Annotated in this window: 15 protein-coding genes; 9 read left to right on the plus strand and 6 right to left on the minus strand. The window is 49.7% G+C overall.

Going from position 1 to position 22727, the window contains the following annotated elements; genetic code table 11:
• Positions 1-255: 255 nt before the first annotated feature.
• Positions 256-1029, minus strand: coding sequence for a TPR end-of-group domain-containing protein (locus tag MEALZ_RS03375; RefSeq protein WP_014147196.1), 774 nt, complete (start codon positions 1027-1029; stop codon positions 256-258).
• Positions 1030-1351: 322 nt separating this feature from the next.
• Between MEALZ_RS03375 and MEALZ_RS03380 the strand changes: the two genes are divergently transcribed.
• The gene (locus MEALZ_RS03380) at positions 1352-1660 is read left to right on the plus strand and encodes a DUF2288 domain-containing protein (RefSeq protein ID WP_014147197.1); all 309 of its coding nucleotides are present in this window, start codon (positions 1352-1354) and stop codon (positions 1658-1660) included.
• A gap of 248 nt (positions 1661-1908) precedes the next feature.
• Here MEALZ_RS03380 and MEALZ_RS03385 read toward each other — a convergent pair whose 3' ends face one another.
• From MEALZ_RS03385 to MEALZ_RS20560, 3 genes are all read right to left on the minus strand, one after another.
• On the minus strand, positions 1909-2787 hold the full coding sequence (locus MEALZ_RS03385; RefSeq protein ID WP_014147198.1) for a bile acid:sodium symporter family protein: 879 nt from the start codon (positions 2785-2787) through the stop codon (positions 1909-1911).
• A 49-nt stretch (positions 2788-2836) separates the two neighbouring features.
• Complete coding sequence (locus MEALZ_RS03390; protein WP_014147199.1) at positions 2837-4051, minus strand: MFS transporter; 1215 nt, start codon at positions 4049-4051, stop codon at positions 2837-2839.
• A 579-nt stretch (positions 4052-4630) separates the two neighbouring features.
• Positions 4631-9697, minus strand: coding sequence for a diguanylate cyclase domain-containing protein (locus MEALZ_RS20560; RefSeq protein WP_014147200.1), 5067 nt, complete (start codon positions 9695-9697; stop codon positions 4631-4633).
• A gap of 342 nt (positions 9698-10039) precedes the next feature.
• Between MEALZ_RS20560 and MEALZ_RS03400 the strand changes: the two genes are divergently transcribed.
• Both MEALZ_RS03400 and glk read left to right on the plus strand, forming a co-directional pair.
• Complete coding sequence (locus tag MEALZ_RS03400; RefSeq protein WP_014147201.1) at positions 10040-13276, plus strand: glycoside hydrolase family 15 protein; 3237 nt, start codon at positions 10040-10042, stop codon at positions 13274-13276.
• Positions 13273-14256, plus strand: a complete 984-nt coding sequence (gene glk, locus MEALZ_RS03405; protein WP_014147202.1) for a glucokinase — start codon at positions 13273-13275, stop codon at positions 14254-14256. Before MEALZ_RS03400 ends, glk begins: the two co-directional genes overlap by 4 nt.
• A gap of 206 nt (positions 14257-14462) precedes the next feature.
• Here glk and MEALZ_RS03410 read toward each other — a convergent pair whose 3' ends face one another.
• Positions 14463-14945 carry a cytochrome P460 family protein gene (locus MEALZ_RS03410; protein ID WP_014147203.1) on the minus strand — a complete coding sequence of 161 codons (483 nt, stop codon included), beginning with the start codon at positions 14943-14945 and terminating at the stop codon, positions 14463-14465.
• An 813-nt stretch (positions 14946-15758) separates the two neighbouring features.
• On the opposite strand from MEALZ_RS03410, the gene MEALZ_RS03415 reads away from it, so the two are divergent.
• A complete protein-coding gene (locus MEALZ_RS03415) occupies positions 15759-16031 on the plus strand; it encodes a late competence development ComFB family protein (RefSeq protein ID WP_014147205.1) in 273 nt (90 codons plus the stop codon).
• Positions 16032-16500: 469 nt separating this feature from the next.
• Here the strand turns inward: MEALZ_RS03415 and MEALZ_RS21445 are convergent, their stop codons facing one another.
• Positions 16501-16710: a cold-shock protein gene (locus MEALZ_RS21445; protein ID WP_017840831.1), complete on the minus strand. Its 210-nt coding sequence runs from the start codon at positions 16708-16710 to the stop codon at positions 16501-16503.
• A 334-nt stretch (positions 16711-17044) separates the two neighbouring features.
• On the opposite strand from MEALZ_RS21445, the gene MEALZ_RS03425 reads away from it, so the two are divergent.
• From MEALZ_RS03425 to MEALZ_RS03445, 5 genes are all read left to right on the plus strand, one after another.
• Entirely contained in the window at positions 17045-17527 is a 483-nt protein-coding gene (locus tag MEALZ_RS03425) for a DciA family protein (RefSeq protein ID WP_014147207.1), read from the plus strand.
• A gap of 797 nt (positions 17528-18324) precedes the next feature.
• Positions 18325-19245, plus strand: coding sequence for a glycine--tRNA ligase subunit alpha (glyQ, locus tag MEALZ_RS03430; RefSeq protein ID WP_014147209.1), 921 nt, complete (start codon positions 18325-18327; stop codon positions 19243-19245).
• Positions 19242-21311 carry a glycine--tRNA ligase subunit beta gene (glyS, locus tag MEALZ_RS03435; RefSeq protein WP_014147210.1) on the plus strand — a complete coding sequence of 690 codons (2070 nt, stop codon included), beginning with the start codon at positions 19242-19244 and terminating at the stop codon, positions 21309-21311. Before glyQ ends, glyS begins: the two co-directional genes overlap by 4 nt.
• Positions 21312-21401: 90 nt before the next feature.
• Positions 21402-22190, plus strand: a complete 789-nt coding sequence (locus MEALZ_RS03440) for a lysophospholipid acyltransferase family protein (protein ID WP_014147211.1) — start codon at positions 21402-21404, stop codon at positions 22188-22190.
• Positions 22187-22603 (plus strand): hypothetical protein, encoded by a 417-nt coding sequence (locus MEALZ_RS03445; RefSeq protein ID WP_046060963.1) that lies wholly within the window; start codon positions 22187-22189, stop codon positions 22601-22603. The genes MEALZ_RS03440 and MEALZ_RS03445 overlap by 4 nt, the downstream gene beginning before the upstream one ends.
• Positions 22604-22727 lie beyond the last annotated feature (124 nt).

The raw sequence follows: 22727 nt of genomic DNA on the forward strand, positions 1-22727 counted from the left end.
GATTTTAGGTCCGCTGTGCGTAACTGATGACGGAAAAGACAAAACATGAGAGCACGTTAAGCTACGGGTGGGTTTTCTGCGGTGCACACAGTGTAACCTACAGTCTTCAAGTTTAGAGATTGGTGGTGTAGTGTTTACTTCAAATATAAACGCGAACGTAGCCAATTTAAGGGTCACATTCACCCTTAGATGTGAACGGTTCAGACCAATTCGCGGCTGTTGTTCCGAACTGTTCACAAGATGTGTTGATAGAGATTATTTTTTGTCTTCTTCCTCAGTCGGTGTTTCGACGGTAGCGGGTTCTTCCTGGACTGGGACAGCTTTTTCCGGTTCGGCGATCGGTTCTTTTGTTTCGGCTGCGGGCTGCTGCGAAGATGCTTCGACTTCCGGTTCGGATGTTTTTTCTTCGGGAGTCGGTTCCGGTTCCTCTGGCACTTTCAAGGACTCGACAAAATCGATAAACCAATGGTGCGATTTCATGTTATCGAGATCGGAATCGGCGAGAATGTCGTCGACTAACGGCAAACTGCCGTGGTCGCGTGAATCCTCCAGTGCGCTCAAACACGCTTCTTGGTCGTTGCGTAGCGCATGAATACAAGCCAGATTATAGGATGCCGAGCCCGATTGTATCCGGTTCGCTTCCTGAAACAACGCTAATGCTTTGTCGTACAGGGAGTCTTTCGGCGCTGCGCCTTTTAGCCGCGCCAAGTCCATATAGACGACGCCGCCGTCGATTGCCGCGCCCAATGAATCGGCATTGATCATGCGGCAAAATGAAAATTTTTCGATAGCATCCTGGTAAAGTTTGACTGCTTCGTCGCCGGATTTCGTTTTGGCTTGATGCAACAATGCAAAGCCCCAGTTGTATAAGGTTTCGGTAAACAGTAGATCCTTATCGATTACCTCGCTAAAACCTTTATAAGCACTGTCGAAATGATGGTCCGCCTCAGCGCCTTCTCTTTTTCGGGCTTTATTGACATGACTGATAGCCGCTTTTAATTTGGATTTACGAAAAAAAGATCCGATCATAAAAATATCCTCGCTATGTTTGTGCGTTCGCAATCTAAAAACCGGTAGGTTAAGCGGGCGACGCTTCGTTATAAATGGTATAGAATAACAGCTTGATTTTTCGACTACATCATTAATTTATACTCATCGTAGATGAAAATTCGGCCTCGGGGTGCCCGTCAAAGGACGCCGTGAATACGTCCATGTAGGCTCTATGCCAGCTCCATGCTGGCAAAGCCTTTACCGAGCACCCCGAGGTCTCCTCCGGCACTGCCGAAATTTGAAGTGCGAAAGGTATATCGCGATTGCGATTAATTCAATTCTATCTTGAATATTCGATCTTATGACAGCTACGCTAACAACTGCCGAACACGAACTTGCCAAAGCTAAACTTAATCTCGAGACCTCGCAAATCCCCTGGAGAGAGTTGCAGCGTTTTTTCGCATCGGGTTTGGCGATTCACGTCTCAGAAGGCTTGGATTTGGTCGAGGCAGCCTATCAAATAGCCTCAGACAATAAAGACCAGGTAGAGCAGTGGTTAAATTCGCGGCAAGTCGGACAGGTCTCCGATCAACAAGCCTTAACGTGGTACCAAGCAAATACGGAAGTTTGGGCTGTCGTCGTCAAGCCCTGGATATTGGTTCAAGAGTAATTCGTAATGCGCCTCGCCTTGATCGGGTCTCAGGTACAGTTATATCCTAAAAAAGCATTTCACCATCAAGATCATGAAGAATAATAGGTTTAATTCAATAACTTGTCATTCGTTTGTGTACTACTTTCGCTCACCCGAAAAGTTAGCAGGAATGTTTCGGTAATCTTTTGAAATACTTCGTTAACTTCATGTGCTTCATGGTTGAACTGCCGAATTTAGGTTTATATCTTTGCCGTCTGTATCCTTCATTAACCAACGGGTTTTGGGTGCTTATTCCTGCTTAACAAGACCGAGTTATAAAGATTCTGAAAAACCAAATAGCAAACCGGGCCTAAGACTGCAAGCGGGGAAACGTATTCCAGAGCGATCCAGGACATAAACATCGTATTCTTTTGGCCTAACGACTGGCTGCCTTCCACGGCGTAATTTACGCCGCCTACATAATGGCCTATCAAAAAATTGAATCCGCATGTAAGCAGGGAAATAAGAGCAATCTTTCCGAGCATCAGAGATGGAACGTGATGGCTGTACAAATATTCGGAAGCCTTTGCCGTGGCAAGGTAGATAACCAATAGCCAAATCAAAAACGGTAGCTTGTTAATCTTTGTGAGTTTATTCGCCAACTGAATGCGATACGCTCTAATGAGTTGGGCTAAAACCAACGGTATGCCGACGACCGTCATTGTCGCCAGCAACATGTTGCCGGGGTTAATGTTACGTTCTCCGGGATGAATAAAATCCAGGATAAACGGTAACGACAGTGCGGCTAATAAATTTGTCGTGACCACGGCGGTAATTACATAAGTCACATTTTTGTTCAGCAATCGAATTACCATGGGCGCTGCCGTCGCGGTCGGCGTGGCGATCAGCAAAAAAGCGATCGTTGCCAGATCCCTGTCCAAGCTCTTTATTAGCCAATACGCGGCAATACTCGTCCCGGCCATGACTAAGCATAGTTTCATCGCATGGCTATAGACGGCCGCGTCCCTTGGTACGGTAGCTTTCAGCAATGGAAAGAACAACATGATCATCAAAAGATACTTGATTAAAAATGAGAATTCATGCCCTCGGTTAAAGATAAAACCGGTAGCAATCGCGCCAACTAGATAAAGTGAATTTTTATTCATCGATTATGACATTTCAGACTGAGCCATTGCCGAACTTGTTTGTTTCCGCTTATTTTCGGGCTATAGGAGGATAAGCCGGCAAGACCAATAGTCCTGCCAGCAGCACGGCGATTGCCGAGCCAATAAAAAGACCGAAGCTGTCGACTCCGGCATCGATCAACAAGCCGAACAGCCAAGGCGATACGGAAGAGGCGAGAACCATCAGCGACATCATCATCGAGCGAATCGTACCTTGCTTGGCGGTGCCGTACACTTCGGACCAAAGCGCACTGATGACGGTATTCATCATGCCGATCGAAATGCCCAGAAAGCTCATGAATAATGGCGCTACCCATAGTCCGTTAAGACACGCCAAGCTAAATAACGATAGAAACAGCGGTAGCATAATATAGGGCAGCAAACGTTTTGCACTGAAACTATCGACCAAGACGCCCGACAGCATCGAACTTAGCCAATGCAATATACCGTAAGCCACGAAGCTGCCGGCCAGCCAGGAAGGGCTCCAGTCTTTTTGTGCCAAAATGAAGCCCTGTTGGATAAAAATACCGGTGAGCATGAAAGGGCCCGACAATACCGCCGGCAAGGTCGACCAAAATCGCCAGTCCTTGAGTACCTCAAGCCGGCCGGCAGATTTGCCGGGACTTGAATGATCGGCGGATATTTGCTCTTCCTTGGAACTTGTCTTCGAACGGCGCAAAAACCAATAGGTCAACGGCAAATATAGCAGTGGAATGCTCAGCGCCCATATCAGCCAGCTTTGCCGCCAGCCGAAAAGTGCAATCAATGACACCGCAAGCGCAGGCATGATGACTTCTCCTGCCGGAACGCCGCTCAGCGCGATACTGATGGCCTTGCCTCTATTTTCATTGAACGAACGAGCCATTGCCGTTTGCGCAGTCAAGGGCATCAAGCCCTGTCCGGACAGGCGTATTAGAAAAAAACCGACCGCCAACGCCGGTACCGAATCGGCGAAGGACAGTGACACGCAGGCCGCCATCAGCGTAACGGCAATTAGCGCCGCGACGAAACCGATACGCCATTTGTCCAACAAGCCGCCCAATAGCATGATGCATGCACCGCTCGCGACCGTGGCCAAGGCATAAATTCCGCCGTAGCGGGATGCCGAAAGGCTCAGTGTTTGCTGGATATCGGCGCCGTACCAACTCAAAAAAAACGACTGTCCGAGATTCCCCCAAAAGACCGTGAAAAACCCGAACCCCAAAAGAGGCCATTGCCGCCCGATAAACGGTAAGTATCCTGCCACTGTAATCCTCGTCGCCGACTGAATCGAAGCGCGCATTTTACCAGAAGGAGAACAATGAGACGTCCGAGCGGAAGGGCGCGATAGTTCGATAATTGTAGGGTACGCTGCGCGTACCAAAGCCGTGCCCTGGCGGTTCGGTTGGCACATGAATATCGCGGGGTTACCATGGTACGCACAGCGTACCCTACGTGGTTCGTCTAGCGTTAGGAGATCCGCTAATGTTAAGTGACAATAAATGGTATCGAGGTCTCATTGGTTAAGATTGCAAAAGGGTAATTTTTGACTTATGTATAACGATGAGAGCTCCAGCTTGGGTAACCTGTTCAGGAAGCTCTAGCTTCCGGGGTGTCTTTCCTATGCTGGAGAGGCTGTGGAAGTATTTAAGATTACGAAATAACCATGAAGAGTATGAAGTAACATGAAGAGTTATATTATTGATTTATATGCTTTTATCTTCATTGTCTTCATGGTGAATAAATTTTTTTATGATGTATTCACCAACTCTGGTGCTTGGGAAAGAGCGTGAAATTCGGCACCGGGGTGGCCGTCAAAGGACGCCGTGAATGCATCCCTGTAGGCTCATGCCGCCGATTGCAGATCGATGTCGTTGCGGCCGTTTTCTTTGACACGATAAAGGGCAGCGTCGGCGGCCTTGATCAAGGACTCGGGCGGACATTTGTGAAACGGAGTCGCGGTTGCGATACCGATGCTGACCGTGACGAACCCGGTAGCCTCGGAGCCTAGATGCGGAATTTGCAAGTCGGCTACCGCCTGCTGTATCAGCTTGCCGACTTGCAGCGCGCCCGGCGCGCCGGTACGAGGCATGACCACGGCAAATTCTTCGCCGCCGTAGCGCGCCGCCAGATCGGTCGGCCTGCGCAATGCGCCGGCAATCGCCTGAGCGACTTTAATTAAACATTCGTCTCCGGCCTGATGACCGTAACGGTCGTTGAAAAGCTTGAAATGATCGATGTCGCATAAAATCAGCGCCAGCGGTGCATTGTCACGTTCCAGACGCCGGCATTCTTGGGCGAGATAGTCGTCGAAACAGCGTCGGTTGGCGATTTGGGTCAAGCTGTCCATGGTCGCCAGGCGCTGTAATTCCTCGTTGGCTTTCTGTAAATCGGCTTCGGCAAGTCGGCGCACGCGGTTTTCATTCAACAAGCGTTCGTTGAGCGCTTCGATCGTGGCGTTACGTGCTTCCAATTCGCTGTTTTTTTCTTTCAGCGCCGCTTTCTGCTTTTCGATATGCTTGGTGCGTTCGGAGACCTTGTCTTCGAGCAAGCGATAGCCCTGAGCGTTATCGATCGAAATCGCGATCTGGCCGCTCAAATGCCTTAACAAAAAAACATGCTCCTCGGTAAAAACGGCGTCCGCCGCATTGTTTTCCAGATAGAGTACGCCTTGCAGTTCGCCGCTCAGCAACAATGGAGTGCATAGCAGGGAACGTACGCGGCGCTCGATGATCACCTTGTCCCGCCCGTAGACTGGACTTTTCCCGGCATTATCCAAGATGACCGTTTCCCGGCTGCGCGAGACATAATTGATCGCCGTTTGCGGCAAGTCGCTTGCGAATGCCAGCGGCAAGCGTTGCATCAACTCGATGTCCTTCGAATCGATCCGTGCTTCGGCCTGAACGAAGAGCCCGCCGCTTTCCTGCAACAACAAAACGCCGCGTTGCGCGCCGGCGTTTTCGATCACAATGTTCATCAAGGTTTGCAATAAATCCGGCAAGCGCCGTTCAGCCGCGATCGTCTCGGCGGCCTTGAGCAATGTTTCGAGATCCCAGCGATGTCCGATGTCATGCGGCGGCGATCCGGCTCGGTTTGCCAGGGTCAAGCCATAGCGCTCGTTGAAGTGCGGCAAATAGCCGGTCGCGCCCCAGCGCCGGTAACAATAAGCCGCCTCTTCGAAATGAAACCGGGCCAGCCGCTCCTGCCCCTGTTCTCGATAAAGGCGCCCGGCCAATTCATTCGCAAGGCCCTCCAAATGCAATTGTCCGTTGAGTTCGGCGTCGGAGGCGGCCTGTTGACAGGCCAATGCCGCCGGTGCCGGTTTCCGTTGCAGGCGGTAAATTTCAGCCTGTAGCAAAAAAAGACGGCTCTGGAAATTTTGCGGGCAGCGCCGCGCCCAGCGCCTAAAGTTTTTCTCGGTGCGCAGGATGATCCACAAGGTACGGAAACGTTCGATGCGAGGCATCGCGGGATAACGTTTGGCGAGAATCAATGCCGTATAGAAATGGTGTTCCGCTGCATGCAGCATGCCGGCCGAATCTTTCAGATAGGCCGATGAGTCGCGGCTCGTGCCCATGGCTCGCTCGTCATCGCCCCACAGATACAAACTCTGCATTTTGTTGACGTAATAATAATGCGCAAAATGCCGCGAACCGTAATCGGCCAAAGCTTCGACGAAGGTTGTCTCGTCGAAATCGGCAGAACCGAACGATGTCGGCGCATCGGTATCGCCGCGCAAGTTTCGTATCGCTTGGCGTATGCCTTCAATGACGCCCGAATGCTCGCGGCCGTCGATGCGTTTCAGTATCGCCAGAAGCCGTTCGCTTTCCTGCCAAATTACATCGAGCGGCACGCCTCGCATCAGTTGGCTTTGTATCAATCCGCAACAGGCGCAGCCGCTGTGAAACCAATCGCCGCTTTCCAGACCGGCGTCGAGTGCGGTGTGCCAATAGGTTTCGGTGTCGACGGCGGGGTGAGTCCATGAATTCGCGAAATAACCGTATACGAAATTGACTTCGGCCTTCTGCCGCTGATTGGCATATTTATCCAGCAAGCTCAACGACAGACGTCCATAATCGTAACCTGCTTGATGATTGCCTAACACGCCGCCCAGAAAAATCACGCCGAATACCATGTAGCCGATCACGGCCTCGGCATTGTTGCCGTGCTTCAGGCATCGACGGACCTGTTTCACCGAAATCGCGGCGCATAATTCCGGCCTTATTTGATAGGCGACCTTCAATGTAGCCGACAGCAGGCGTATCGCGATGTCCATTCTCGCATCGGCGACTGCCGGCAAATCGAGCAAATCGTCGGTCGTGAACTTTCGTAAACGGAATTTCAAAGCCAAAAACTCGGTCAGAAAACTCAATCGATTGAAGCGCTTCGGTAGATCGATTCCGAACAATGCGGCCGCTTGTCGGCCGACTCGATACGCGCGGTCGAATCGGCCTAGATCGGCATAGAATTGAATCATCAATTCGAAAATGCGCGCTTTTTCGAGTTCGGAGCGAGACAGTGTGACGGCCTGTTCGAAAAGCCGTTCGGCCTGCTTGTGATGACCGCATAGATGTTCGCATTCGGCGAGTTGCCAAAGCACCGACGCTAAACCGCCGAAACTCGGTAGTCGATCGGCAAGCAATTCCGAGGCATGGCGCAGATAGGGTAAGGCTTGTTCGAATGCGCCGCGATGCTTGGTCCACAGTCCCAATTTAAAATTATCGGCACCGAGCCGGCTTCTTTCGCCGGCGTCGTCGATCAACGGTAGAGTCGCATTGAGATGGTCGACCGCCTGAGACAGTAAAGACCTGTCATGCCCCATTCTGGCTTGATCGACCCAAAAACGGCCGATTTTCAATCGATTGCCGAGCAGTTCGTGTTCCGAGCATAACGAATGGACGGCTTGCTGCACTCGATCATGCGAAAAAAAATAGCGCGCCTTGTTTTTTTCTGCCATGTCGGACTGCTTGAGCAGCAAGCCCAACGTTTCGGCGGCGGCCAAATTTTTATACGGCAAGGTGTTTTCGCCGAACACGGTTACAATCGTGTCGGGATCTACCGCACAGCCGATGCAGGCGACGATTTTCAACAATTCACGCACCGGCTCGTCGAGTTTGCCGACCCGCTTCGTCATGAAGTCGACGACATTGTCGCTGATGGCGGCCGCGCAAAGCCTTTCGCGGTCGAAGCGCCATTGGCCGGTTCCGGCATCATAGTGCAAGACGTTGTTTCGCTGAAGCTCGCGCAGATATTGTAGGAAAAAGAAGGGATTGCCCTGCGTCTTGACATGGATCGAAGCGCATAACTCGTCCGCCGTCTTCTTTTCGAGCCTGATTGAATCTATCATCATCGCGGTCAGGGCCGGCATCGGCAAGGCATTCAACTCGATCGTTTCGACCCGGCCGCCTTCGTCGCGAAATTTGTTTTCAAGCGCAATCACTCCATCGCCCGGATTGACTTCATCGCCGCGGTACGCCGCTATCAACAACAGGTGCTCTAGGCCCGACAACATCGCCGCCAACCACTCGAACAACGCCGGATCGGCCCACTGCAGGTCATCGAGAAATACGCACAGAGGCCGGTTCGGCCGGCAAAAGATCTGTACGAAGCGTAACCACAGCCGCAATGAACGAACCTTGTTTTCGGCTGCCGGCAACTCGGCAAGCGCCGGTTGCGCCCCCAACAACAGCTCGAGTTCGGGAATCAATTCGATGACGGCTGCCGCTTCGTCTCCCAGTTGCTCGAATAGGCGATGCCGCCAGATCGCCAACGCTTCGTCTTCTTCGCCCAATATTTGCTTAAGTAAAAGACTAAATGCGTCATGAAATAAGCGCGCCGGCGGATTATTTTGAAATTGGTCGCATTTGGCGGAGATGAAATAGCAATCGGCCGGTAGGCTTTGTTGGTTGAATGACTCGATCAAGCGCGATTTACCGACGCCCGAGGGGCCCGTCACCAGGCAGAGAACGGCCTTGTCATGCCGTGCCTGAGTCAAGGCGGCTTCCAATTGCCCCAACTCGGCTTCGCGTCCATAGAGTTGCCGCGGGTTCCGAAAAACGGAAGGCATGGTTCTTTCCATGCTCTGGCCTTTGCACAACGCTTGTCGGCAGAGCGAAAGATCCGACAACAACTCGTCCGCTCTTTGATAACGCTCTTCAGGGTCTTTAGCGAGCATTCCGATGACGATACGCGCCAGGTCATCAGGCAAGTCAGGACAAAATTCCCTAGGATCGGGGACCTCATGGGCGATATGGCGGTGAATCGCGCCGATCGAGTCCGGCGACATAAACGGTTTGCGGCCGGTAAACAATTCAAATACGATCGTTCCGAGCCCATAGATGTCGGCTCTACCGTCGATGCCGCGATTCATCCGACCGCTTTGTTCGGGGGCCAAATAATCGATCTCACGCTCGCTCGGATAGAGCGCCTCCGGTTCAGCACGGGTTTGTAAGGCGCATGCGGCTCGACCGAAGCCGAGCAATTTCAACTGCATTTGTTTCGGGTCGACCAAAATATTGGTGGGGTTTAAATTGCCGTGAACGACTCCGTGCCGATGTATTGCGGCGATCGACTCAATGAGTTCGAAAATCAAGCCAAATGCTTCCTGAACCGGTAATGCCAGGCCGGCCGCATATTCCCGTAATGTGCGCCCATTAAAGTATTCGCGCACCAAAATCAAGCGCCGGCCGTGATTCAACAAGTCCAGACCCTCGGTAACGGCCGGCATCGCCACGCGCTTCAGCATGTCGAATTCACTGCGAAAGCATGCCAGCATCGTGTCGCTCGGATGACTCTCCTCCAGATGTTTAAGCGTCACTTCCTTGCGATCTTGCACGCGCACGGCGCGATACAGCCGATACCAGCCTCTATCGGATAGACATTCTTTTATTAGATACTCGTCTATTTGCAACAAAGTTTTACACCGAAACTTGAAATAGAAGAACAGATTAGCAGAATCCGGTTGGTGATAAGAAGACTTTCGAGTCGTAAGGAATATAATTTGCTTGATTCATCCCAAAAATAAAATCGTCTGATTGCATGGCTTTAAGTTAAAGTAAAAGCAGGTCCCAAGTAATTATTCACACCCCCCTATCGTTCCCACGCTCCGGCGTGGGAATGAAGACCGAGACGCTCTAGCGTCTTGTGTCACTGCAGAGGTACTCAGGCGTTCCAACGCAGAGCGTGAGAACGTTAATTGCCGGGGGGCTAAATAGTTACGATCCAAAAGATTGTGTTCGTTACACGGAAAAAATTCATGAAGAACAAATTGCAAATTGAAAAATTGGATGCCTATTTCGACGAAGTGCGAGATATCATTTTAAATAGACAAGACTGGATCAGCGGCTTACTGCCGGCTAGTACCGCAAACAACGTTCACGGTAATTACAACGACGCCTGGGTTCGCGATAACGTTTATAGCATCCTTGCTCCTTGGGGTTTGGCTTTAGCTTATCGAAAATCCGGCGAACCGAACGGTAAGGCATATTTGCTTGAACAAAGCGTGGTTAAGTTAATGCGCGGGCTGTTAGTAGCAATGATGCGCCAAGCGCATAAAGTCGAAATGTTTAAACAAACGCAAGATCCGCTCGATGCGCTGCATGCCAAGTACGATCTAAAAACCGGCGAAGTGGTGGTCGGCGACAGCGAATGGGGGCATTTGCAGTTGGATGCCACGTCGTTATTTTTGTTGATGCTGGCGCAAATGACTGCATCGGGACTGCGCATCGTATTTACGATCGACGAAGTCAATTTCGTGCAGAATTTGGTGCACTACATCAGCCGGGCTTACCGGACTCCCGATTATGGTATTTGGGAACGCGGCAACAAAATTAATCGGGGCATCGCCGAGTTGAACGCTAGCTCGATCGGCATGGCCAAGGCCGCGCTTGAGGCGATGTCCGGCTTCAATTTGTTTGGCCCCATGGGAGGGCAAAACTCGGTCATTCATGTGATCAGCGATGATATCGCCCGCACCCGTAACGCGCTGGAGTCTTTGCTGCCCAGGGAGTCGTTATCCAAGGAAGTGGATGCGGCGGTATTGAGCATTACCGGTTTTCCGGCTTTCGCGGTCGACAATCAGGAATTGAAAAACCGTACCGAGGCCTTGATCCGTGAAAAACTTGAGGGCCGTTACGGCTGTAAGCGTTTTTTGCTGGACGGCCACCAAACCGAATTGGAAGACCCGAGCCGCCTGCATTACGAGCCGCATGAATTAAAGCAATTTATGGACATCGAATGCGAGTGGCCGTTGTTCTTCTGTTACCTGCTGCTGAATAATTTGTATGCGGGCAATAATAACGAGGCGGCGCAATACAGGGCTAAGCTGGATGCGCTCCTAGTCGAACAAAACGGGCGGCAATTATTGCCCGAACTGTATATCGTACCGAAAGAGGCGATCGACGCCGAAAAAGCGAATCCTAATAGTCAAGACAGGATTCCGAACGAAAACATTCCATTGGTTTGGGCGCAAGGTTTGTTTATTCTCGGAAACCTGATAGAAGACGGGTTATTAGCGATCGACGACATCGACCCGCTCGGTCGGCATAATATTCGCGAGAAAACCTGCGATTGCACCTTGCAGGTTGCGGTGATTGCCGAGGATGAAACGATTCAAGCCGATTTGAAGGCATGGGGAATCGACACCCAAACGCTGGCGGAAATTTCGCCTATCCAAATTCGCGACGCGAGCGAATTGGCTGCAGCCTATACGAATATCGGACGCAATGATAATCATGGTTTAACCGGAAGACCGCTACGGCAATTAAGAACCCTGGCGACATCCAGAATTTATTTGATGGCCAACGAACGGTTGGTGTTTTTACCTCAATTGTTGAATCAAAAGGGTTTTTACTTAGCCATGGACAACCGTTTACTGATTCAGCGCTTACGCTCGGAGTTGTCTTACATTCATAAAAATTGGGACGGCACAACAGGTGATCCGTTATTTGTGTTGGTTGTTAAATATAATATGCTCAGCGATGACGATCGTGATGTGTTGATCGAGTTTATTCAAGAGTTGCAAAGCGGGCAAATCAACAGCACGCCCATTAAATTCGGCGAGCTATCGAAATTGGCCGAAAGCTCAAGTTATGAAAAGATCGATTATTTACACGATTTCAAGTTTTCCGAGGCCTCTTGGGACAAGCCGCAACGGCCTTGTTTTCTGATTTTGCCGATCGATACCGAACCGCCGGAGCCTTTGAATATTTTTGTTACGATCACTTGGGAAATCAGTGACGATGAAGCGTTGATCGAACAATTGACCGCGAGCGCCAATCTCTATGCACAATTGGAAGCGCTTGCGTTACTGGCTGGGCGTCATGGTTTGGATTACGACACCGGGCTTAAGGATGCCGACGGCAATCCATGCCGGATTCGCGGGTTGCTCGAAGAGGTCTATATCCGCGCGGGCGATCTTGCGGTTTGGGATATCATTCGTCGTAGTGCGGGCTTACTAGGTAAATACGATATCGATCTCGAGCAGGCGGCTACCGAAATTTTGGTGCATCAGCATCAATTAACGGTAGGTCGGGCCTACAGCGGTAAGGCGACTTTGAAGCGCCCGGCCGACTCGTCGGAGATTCTGGAGATTATCCGTACTTATAATGATACTCACGACGCTAGTGAGCACATCATCATTCAGGAGTTAATACTGTATCTCGGTATGCTGATCAAGTACCAGCCGGAGCTATTTGCCGATATGCATACGATTCGTGTCGGGCATATTTTGCAGTTGATTTTGGTGCGCCAAAAAAAGGACTCGAACTGTACCTTGGATCAGGCTTATAACGAAGTCTTGACCTTGCCGCCTTATCAGTTGATGCAAAAAGTCCGCGAGACCCTAGAGGATTTCACCAATACGCAATATCAATTCGAGCGAGTCGAAACGCTAAATTATGTCGGTCAATGTCAGGAATTGACTTGCGCACGCTTTTCGCCAAAAATGGACCCTGAAAATTTCGGCGAAGCCGAAGACTGGTATAACTGGCGCGAACGTCGGGGTAGTCTAGGTCGGGAAAGCGAAAGTTTTTTTACGGGTGTTTGGGATATTTTGCATCACTGTCAAGGCTTGATGATCGGTGATAAACTCAGCAGCAAGAGACGGTTGGATAGCGAAACGACGTTAGCGCAAATGACGTCGGGCGAACAAAGCTTCAAATTACATGTCAATCATTTGCTAAATAAGATTCAGGCACCGGTCTACCGGCAGTTGACCGTCGAAGCCCTAAACGCAATGGCTTTCGTGTTTCGCGACAATCCGTCGATTAGAATCGAAGATACCCTGGTGACCGATATTATCATCGGTCACGCGGTCAGACTTTGTTGGCTCAAGCTTCATCCGGAAGCTAAGGATAATTACAAAGAGGTCGTTTCGCTCGCTTGGCAGGCGTTTTATCAGCTGCCTCCGCATCAAGTCGCTAACGGCATGCTCGATGCGTTGATTTATCTACTTGAAAATAATAATCAAACAAAACAAGGAGATTCACAATGATTCTGGCAGGCGATATCGGAGGGACCAAAACGACCTTGGCATTATTGAGCAAGAATGAACACGGCTTGATTACGTTGCAACAAGAACAAACCTTCAGCAGCGTTGAATTTCCAGAGTTCGATGAGGTATTAGATAAATTCTTACCGGCGGGCGTGAAGGTCGATTCGGCCTGTTTCGGCGTCGCAGGGCCGGTTATTGAGCAGCGCTGCGAGCCGACCAATCTGCCCTGGCAACTCGATGCTAAGGCACTGAAAAAAACCTTACGCACCGATCGAGTACGCTTATTAAACGATTTGGAAGCGATGGCGCTCGGCATGCTGTGTCTGGACGAAAAAGATTGGGTGGAATTGAACCCTAACGCCAAATCGCAAGCCGGAAATATGGCCGTGATTGCAGCGGGAACAGGTCTCGGTGAAGCAATATTGTATTGGGACGGAGCGCGCCATCATCCGATAGCGACCGAGGGCGGTCATTGCGACTTTGCCGCGCAAACCGTTCAGCAAGATCAGCTCTCGAACTTTCTGAGAAAAAAATATAACGGGCATGTGAGTTTCGAACGGCTCGTTTCAGGCATGGGGTTCGGCAATATTTATGACTTTTTGGTCGAAAACCGTTTCGCTCCTGCTTGTCCAGCGGTTCCTGACTGTGCTTATCCGAGTGTCTACGGCTGCGATCGTAATGCGATTATTTCAAGATTAGGCATCAACGGCGAAGATCCCTTATGTACCGAAACCATCCGGATTTTTATAGAGCTTTACGGTGCCGAAGCCGGTAATCTGGCCTTGAAGTCATTCGCGACCGGCGGGGTTTTTATCGGGGGAGGCATTGGTCCAAAAATTCGATCGGTATTGGAGTCGGGCAAGTTTATCGAAGCATTTAAAGCCAAGGGCCGTTTCAGCGGTTTTCTAGATACCGTGTCGGTAAAATTATCGCTGAATCCGCGTACCCCGCTGATGGGGGCGATCAGTTATTTCGGCTGAACGATATCCGGAAATATGGGAAAGACAACGGGTTGGTAAATGGACGACGCGAATTGATGGGTATTACACTCGGGGGGTTCATGATAATACGCCTTCCGCGCCGTCCGAACTTTATACCTTTCGCGCTTTAACTTTCGGCGCCGTCTAAGGATGCGTTCGGCGCCGAGTTTTGATCTACGATGGGTATGTATTCTCAAAACGTTGGTTTATTTACGAAACTCCGAATACACGTAATCGGTTTTTTTCTGAGGGACGTGGCAACCGAAACAGGACTTACCGCCATCGGTAACCAGTCTTTCTGTTTTGCTGTCGCCGGCAAAGCCTTCGAAGCCCCAACCGCCGGTGTCGGCAAATTTCTTGGCATCCTTTAGCATCACGCCGATCAGTTTTCTATCGCCTTCCTGTATCGTTTTATCTTTTTCGACATAGTTGAGCAGGTCGAAAACCAATACCGCTCCATCCTTATATTTACCGGTTTTCAAGCCGTCTTCGGCTAATTTGTTGGCATAGATATGATGAATCCCCTGAAAAGGGTCTTCTAATGCGTGTCCCGGCTGAATCAACATGCTCTTGGTATGAAGCCAATTACGGTAGCCTTCGGGGAACGGAACCGCTTGTTCCGCTGCGAAACTGGCGGTGGCTAAAGAGCAAAGTAACCCGGATAATACAATCGATAGATGTTTTTTCATGTGTGTGACCTCCTATAAATTAGACAGGATCTTAGGACATGGCTGTAAATAACCTTCCGATTCTCCATTATTTTTTACGCAGAACGTCACGGTCATTAAATTAAGTCGTCATGTTGGCTAAAGATTAGCCGACATTCAGGTTTTCCCCAGCCTGGTCTTGCTTTGGTAGCCAAGGCAGCGGGCCCTCGAAGGGGCCTACGAACCGTAAGAGCCGGTCATCCATGCCGGAATGACAGTTTTTCGTTAACTTAAGGGCGGTGACGCAGAGGCATAAGAGCCATTGGGGAAGATGTTTTTGCCATGTCCTCAATGATTTCAGTTCGAAACCATTAGGTTCTTTTTAAGCTCATTTGAGGGTTTTGTCAAATGGTATTGAATCGCTATCATCTCGGGCTGGTTTTTGGAATGAACGCTTTAGTTTTAGATCTGTACTATTATTTAATAAGTAAAACAGCTAATGCAGATATGCCTTTCGCACTTCACATTTCAGCAGTGCCTGAGGAGGCGCCAGGGTGTGCGGCCCCTCACCTAACGCTAGGTGAGGGGCCGGCATGGAGCTGGCATAGAGCCTACAGGGATGTATTCACCCAGCACCTAAATTCCATAGTCCATTGGCTATGGTTAACTATCTTGGATAATTCATCCAGCACCTAAATAAGCCATGATTTTGAATCATCGCCAAAGACCTATGGAATTTAGGTGCTGGATTTAGGTGCTGGGTTCACGGCGTCCTTTGACGGACACCCCGGTGCCGAATTTTGATCTGTGATGAGTATAATTAGTCGTTAATAAATTGAGTAGGTAGAGAAGGGTATGTCAAACATTAATAACTATTATGAAAGGTTGGTCGTTGACCAGCTTTGGAGTATGGCTCAAAAGAGCAAGGAGCCGTTGCCTCAGGATTTTATTGATGATGTTGCCTGTCTTGCATTGAATCGCTTACCTGCCTGCTATGTGCGGAGTATGGTCGATAAAAGCTCTTATATTACCGATCAAGCATATCAAGAGATGGAAAATGCGGTCGCCGAAGCAATCAACCAGGCCATTGAACAGGTCCGATTGAATCCCCGTGGTCAGCGCGATTAGCCTCATATCGTTGAAATCTTAATGGGGAATCGTCAATCCTTTCGCTGTCTTTTAATCTACGGCGCGGGGTCTGCTATGCCGGGTAAGTCGGAACTAAGGATTTCGTTATAAATAACGTCCTAGAATTATGCGCTTTGTTGAGGGTTCGGTAACTCGCTTGGCAGGACGCCGTAGGGTACGCTGTGCGTACCATGGCGCCCGCCAAATATTAACTCAAGTCCTTATTGTTTGATCTGGGAAGGGTTTCGGTCCTTAGGTACGCGCAGCGTACCCTACAATTTATGTATACCTATCGCACTTCAAATTTCGGCAATAAGGTATGGAGGCGTCGGGGTGTTTGGCAAAGGGTATATAACGATGAGTGCAAAGTGTGGCAACGAGAATTGCCGGGGATTGAAAGTTACAAACTGGAAAGGGATGTCTTCGTCGACACATCCGTGTGTCGGATAATAAGCCGTTGGCTATATTATTAGATAACGGTAACTTCTTCGGCTTGTGGGCCTTTTTGACCTTGAGTCACGATAAACTGAACTTTTTGGCCTTCAGTCAAGGACTTGAAACCGGAACCCGCAATGTTGCGGAAATGAACGAAAACGTCAGGACCTTGGCCTTGCTCGATGAAGCCGAAGCCTTTGTCTGCGTTGAACCATTTAACTGTGCCTGTTGTAGTAGTAGACATACTCAAAACCTTAAAAATAAAAAATTAAATCAATTTAGTCCAAAAGCGGACCGTCTAGCTAAGAAATAGTGAAATCTCTTAATGGCAGAACGTAACGAGCATCTACAGAAACAGAGCACTACAGAAAAAACGCCGTAACTAAATCATCAAAGATATATCGAATTTCAAGCTAAGATTATTCTATGCCTTATTTCCTCAAAGTCAACTGACAAAACAGCTACCGTCTAGAATCAATCGACTTATTGTGCGCTTACTATTTAATAGCCACTGAATTAACAAGAGAATTTCTTTATAATCGTCTGAAACTTACTGTCGATTAAAAATTTTCAAGCATATGCCGAACTCCAACGCTTTTAGACAATTGCTTGCGCATCCCAACCGTTCGCTTGCCTCTTTATATAGTCAAGTTGAACAACAAAAAAAACTATTAAAAATCGTTAGGGAGGCCTTGCCCGATCATTTGAAAGAGCGTGCTGTGCATTGTGTAATCGATCGAAATAAACTGATGGTGTATGCCGATTCGGCTAATTGGGCGTCGCAACTACGTTTTTATCGCACGGCCATCCTAGGTGCTATCGATAAAATACCGAGTCAACAGGTAGACATTTTACAATTTAAAATCACCGAAGCGCTTCACCTCCAAGTTGAGCAACCGGAGGAGCGCCACGTAAATGTCCCTTGCGCAGCCAGTATTGCCGAAATTCGGCATAACGCCGAAGCTCGCGAAGACGACTCTTTAGCTTGTGCATTGTTAAAGCTGAGTTTGACATTAGAGCGTTTGTCAAAAGCGAGTTCAAAAAACGAGTCATCGAAATAACATTTATATTTTGCGCGGTCATGTTTGCGGCTTTAATAGCAATGTTATTTTGTTCGGTAGCAAGGCGCGAAAACAGTTACATAGCCTACTATGGAATACGCACAAAGTAACTTATACAATTAGTAGGCTTTGTGGCGGTTTGGTGACTCGCTTGATAGGACGCCGTGAACCCAGCACCTAAATTCCATAGGTCTTTGGCAATGATTCAAAATCATGGCTTATTTAGGTGCTGGATGAATTATCCAAGACAATTAACCATGACCAATGGGCTATGGAATTTAGGTGCTGGATAAATATGTCCATGTAAGCTCTATGCCAGCTCCATGCTGGCAAAGCCTTTATGAACGCCATGGATGGCGTGAATGTCGATTTTGCATTACGCCACGGATGGCGTGTATTAGGGCAATGCAGGGCAGAAAAATGCTCCTGCATTTTCTGCATTCGTTACATCCTTGTAACTCAGCAATTGCCGAGGAGCGAAACTCGACCGGACACCCAGGCGCCTCCTCTGGCACTGCCGAAATTTGAAGTGCTAAAGGTATATTTCATGCTCGTTCCTATGTGTCTTGAATACGGACAAAAATCGTGGCGTCGATTGCGTAACTTTTTTCACGCCCGTTCTTTATTGATTTCAGTTATAATCGCACGCTTTTTATATTGCCACTCTTGATAGGAAGCGGCTTAGAAAGCGGCGCTTTTATTTAGACAAAGTGTAAGTGGCTTTAGAGTTAAAGTCTTAAATACGGACGAAACGATTTAGGAGACCAATCGTTTTTTAATTATTCCCAGGAGCAACCGTGTCAAGCACAAATAACGACTTATTAACTTTTCAAGGGCTAATTTTAGCCTTGCAGGAATATTGGGCCCGGCAGGGCTGCGTATTATTGCAGCCGCTTGACCAAGAAGTCGGAGCGGGTACTTTTCATCCGGCCACCTTTCTGCGTTCGATCGGCCCGGAACCTTGGAATACCGCCTACGTGCAACCTTCGCGCCGACCCACTGACGGCCGCTTCGGCGAAAACCCGAACCGCTTACAGCATTATTATCAGTTTCAAGTCATATTGAAACCGTCGCCGGATAATTTTCAGGAGCTGTATCTAGGCTCATTGCGTTATTTGGGCTTGGATTTACTTGAGCATGACATCCGCTTCGTCGAGGACAATTGGGAATCGCCGACGCTCGGCGCTTGGGGCTTGGGCTGGGAAGTTTGGTTGAACGGCATGGAAGTCACGCAATTTACCTATTTCCAACAAGTCGGCGGCCTCGAATGCAAACCGGTTACCGGCGAAATTACTTACGGCTTGGAGCGCATCGCCATGTATTTGCAAGGCGTCGAAAGCGTTTACGATTTGGTTTGGACCAAAGGGCCTTTCGGCACGGTCAGCTATGGCGACGTCTTTCATCAAAACGAAGTTGAAATGTCCGCCTATAACTTCGAACATGCCAATGTCGAATTCTTATTCAATTGTTTCGACACTTACGAGCAGGAATGCGAAAAAATGTTGGCGCAAGATTTGCCGTTACCGGCTTACGAAATGGTACTCAAAGCTTCTCATACTTTTAATTTATTGGATGCCCGCCGCGCAATCTCGGTTACCGAACGGCAGCGCTATATCCTGCGGGTCAGGAATCTGGCCAAATCGGTCGCCGAATGTTATTACCAACGCCGCGAGTCGCTGGGCTTTCCGATGTTGGCCGCAAAGGAGGTGCAAGCATGAGCGGCGCCAAGCATTTATTGTTTGAACTGGGTTCCGAAGAATTACCGCCGAAAACACTAATAACGCTCAGCCGAGCCTTGCTCAACAATGTCCGGCAAGGACTGGATAATGCCGATTTAAGTTACTCCGGCATTAAAGGCTATGCCACGCCCAGGCGTCTGGCGGTTTGGGTCGAAAATCTCGCGACTGCACAGCCGAATAAAATCGTCGAAAAACGCGGGCCGGCAGTGCAGGCTGCATTCTCCGCCGACGGTACGCCAAGCAAAGCCGCTCAGGGCTTTGCCGCCAATTGCGGCACCACGGTTGACGGCCTGGAACGTTTGACTACGGACAAAGGCGAATGGTTGGTTTATCGTCAACAGGTCGAAGGACAGGTCACCGAAAAGTTGATTCCCGAAATATTGCGTGCCAGCATTCATGCCTTGCCGATAGCCAAGCGCATGCGCTGGGGCGATTATACGACCGAATTCGTTCGGCCGGTGCACTGGGCTGTGCTGTTGTTCGGTGATCAGGTCATTGAGACCGATATTCTCGGCTTGACTACAGGTAAGCAAACTTTCGGCCATCGTTTTCATGCGCCTGTCGCTTTGTCTGTCGAGAGCGCGGACCGCTACCGGGATATTTTGTTTGATCCCGGTAAAGTCATTGCCGACTTTGACGAGCGTAAGCAAAAAATCCGGCTTGCGGCGCAGCAGGCCGCGCAATCGGTAGGCGGTACCGCACATATCGAGGAGGACCTGCTCGAGGAAATCGCCGCACTGAACGAATGGCCGGTCCCGGTCATCGGGCATTTCGATCCGCGCTATTTGGAGTTGCCGGCCGAAGTGTTGATCACGACGATGCAGACCAATCAAAAATATTTTCCGGTCAAGCAGGCCGACGGTAGTTTGTCGGCGCATTTCATTACGTTCAGTAACATCGAAAGCACTCGACCGGAATCGATACGCGAAGGCAACGAGCGCGTGATCACTCCGCGTTTGTCCGATGCCGAATTCTTCTGGAAACAGGACCGCAAGCTGCGTCTTGAAGACCGGGTCGACGCGCTGAAAAACATCGTCTTCCAAAAAACCTTGGGCACCTTGGCCGATAAAACGCACCGGGTCAAACAACTGGCCGATTACATCGCTACGCAACTCGATGCCGATGCGAATCTGGCCAAACGCGCCGCCGTGCTTGCCAAGACCGACTTATTGACTGAAATGGTTGGAGAATTTCCAAACTTGCAAGGTGTCATGGGCCGCTATTACGCACTGGCCGACAATGAGCCGGCCGAAGTCGCCGAAGCGCTCGAAGAGCAATATTTTCCTAAACAATCCGGAAGCGTCACGGCCGCTAGCAAGACCGGGCAAATTTTGTCGTTGGCCGAAAAGATCGACACGCTCACCGGTATCTTCAGCGCCGGCTTGATTCCGACCGGCGATAAAGACCCCTATGCACTGCGCCGCGCCGCGCTTGGCGTACTTCGCACTGCGATCGAACGCGAACTTCCGTTAAATTTGACAGCGTGCGTGGATTTTGCAATTGAACAAATCGAGCACGACTTCGACAGAGCTAAAACTCATCGAATGGTGCTGGAATTCATCTACGACCGGCTCAAAGGGTATTGTTCGGACAAAGGGTTTAGCCCCGACGAATTCGATGCGGTGCTGGCCGTATTGCCGGAAGAGCCGTTGGATTTCATGCGCCGCTTGGAAGCCGTCAAAACCTTCCGTCAACGTCCCGAAGCCGAGCCCTTGGCCGGCGCCAACAAAAGAATTCGCAATATTTTGAAAAAAACCGAGGCGCCTCAAGACTTCGATCGCAATGTGCTGACAGAACTGGCGGAAATCGAATTGTTGCAAGCCGCACAGGCATCCGCCAAGGCGATCGGACCGCTATTGCAACAACAGGATTATACAGCCGCGATGAATCGCCTGGCGCAACTGAAGGATACCGTGGATGCATTTTTCGACAACGTCATGGTCATGACCGACGATGTCGAGCTGCGTAACAGCCGCCTCGGCTTGCTGAACATGCTGTCTGAGCAGTTTTTACAAATCGCCGATATTTCAAGGCTGCAATCGTAAATCGGAGCGATTGCCTCTCGAGCCGGTTTGCTCAATGTACCGGTTCGAGCGGTTTTTTAATCCTGCGTGATTTTTAGAACATTTTCATTCATGACTCAGTCGACTTCAATCAATTATCAGCCATCCTTTCGCGTCTATCTCGGATCCTCCTTATTATTATTGGGAATCATCATGTCGACGCTGTTGTTCGGCCCGATCATCTTGGCCTGCGTGGTCCTGCCGTTTTCGATCCGCTATAAAGTCGCAGGCATTTGGATAAATTTGCTGCTATGGATGGTCGAAAAATCCTGCGGAATCCGTTATGAAGTCGAGGGTTTGGACCATATTCAAGGCATCGATGCTGCTGTCGTGCTCAGCAAGCATCAATCGGCATGGGAAACCGTGGCGCTGAGAAAAATCCTGCCTCCGCAAACGGCGGTGCTCAAGGAATCCCTGCTATGGCTGCCGATTTGGGGTTGGGCTCTGGCCACTCTCAAACCGATTGCGATCGATCGCAACAATCAACGCGAAGCATTGAAGATCTTGATCGATAAAGGCACAAAATGCCTAAAGGAAGGATTATGGGTCGTGGTTTTTCCGGAAGGAACGCGCGCCGCTCCCGGAGAAAAAAAGAAATTCAATGCCGGCGGTGCGATACTCGCGCAAAAATCAGGCTACCCGGTAATTCCTGTCGCGCATAATGCCGGAGAATACTGGCCGCGTTACAGTTTTTTAAAATATCCGGGCGTCGTTCAGGTCAGAATAGGACCGCCTATCGAGATCCAAAACCGTAAAGCCGGCGATATCAATGCCGAAGCCGAAGCTTGGATCGAACAAGCCATGACCGAAATCACTCACTTGCCCCAGACTCCGGCAACTCATTATCAGGTAATCGAATGAAAAAAATAGTAGTTATTGTAATGGCCGCGTCAATGCTTGTTGCGTGCAGCGAAAAAACGGAATATGAACAAGCCGTTCTCGAAGACATGCAGGAAGAAAAAGATGTGAAAGATTATAACTTGTCGCCGGAAACGATGGCGCGCTGTGTCGTCGACCTAAGCTCGCATAACATGGCTGGCGTCTTAGCGTTCGATCCGAAGCGGCGCGCCGCATACCGTAGTTACACGAAAATGCTGACATTGAGCAAAGCGGAAAACCCGGAGGAGGTGCTCAATGAGCTTAGAGGTGAATTCGGTTCTCCCAAGGAGCTTGCCGAAGCGCATGCCAACTACACGGAAAGCATGATGAATTGTTTTGCATCGTTGATCATGACGACCGAGGAAGAAGCTAAAGAAGCTAAAGAAGCCGAATAATCGAATCGGTCTAATTCGAAATAGATTTTATGTCTCGTTCCCAAGCTCCAGCTTGGGAACGCCTATCCTCAAGCTCTGCTTGACGAAGCATCACAGGATGCGGCGAGGCACGTTTTTTGCCGCA

The organism is Methylotuvimicrobium alcaliphilum 20Z (assembly GCF_000968535.2).
Taxonomy (GTDB): Bacteria; Pseudomonadota; Gammaproteobacteria; order Methylococcales; family Methylomonadaceae; genus Methylotuvimicrobium; species Methylotuvimicrobium alcaliphilum.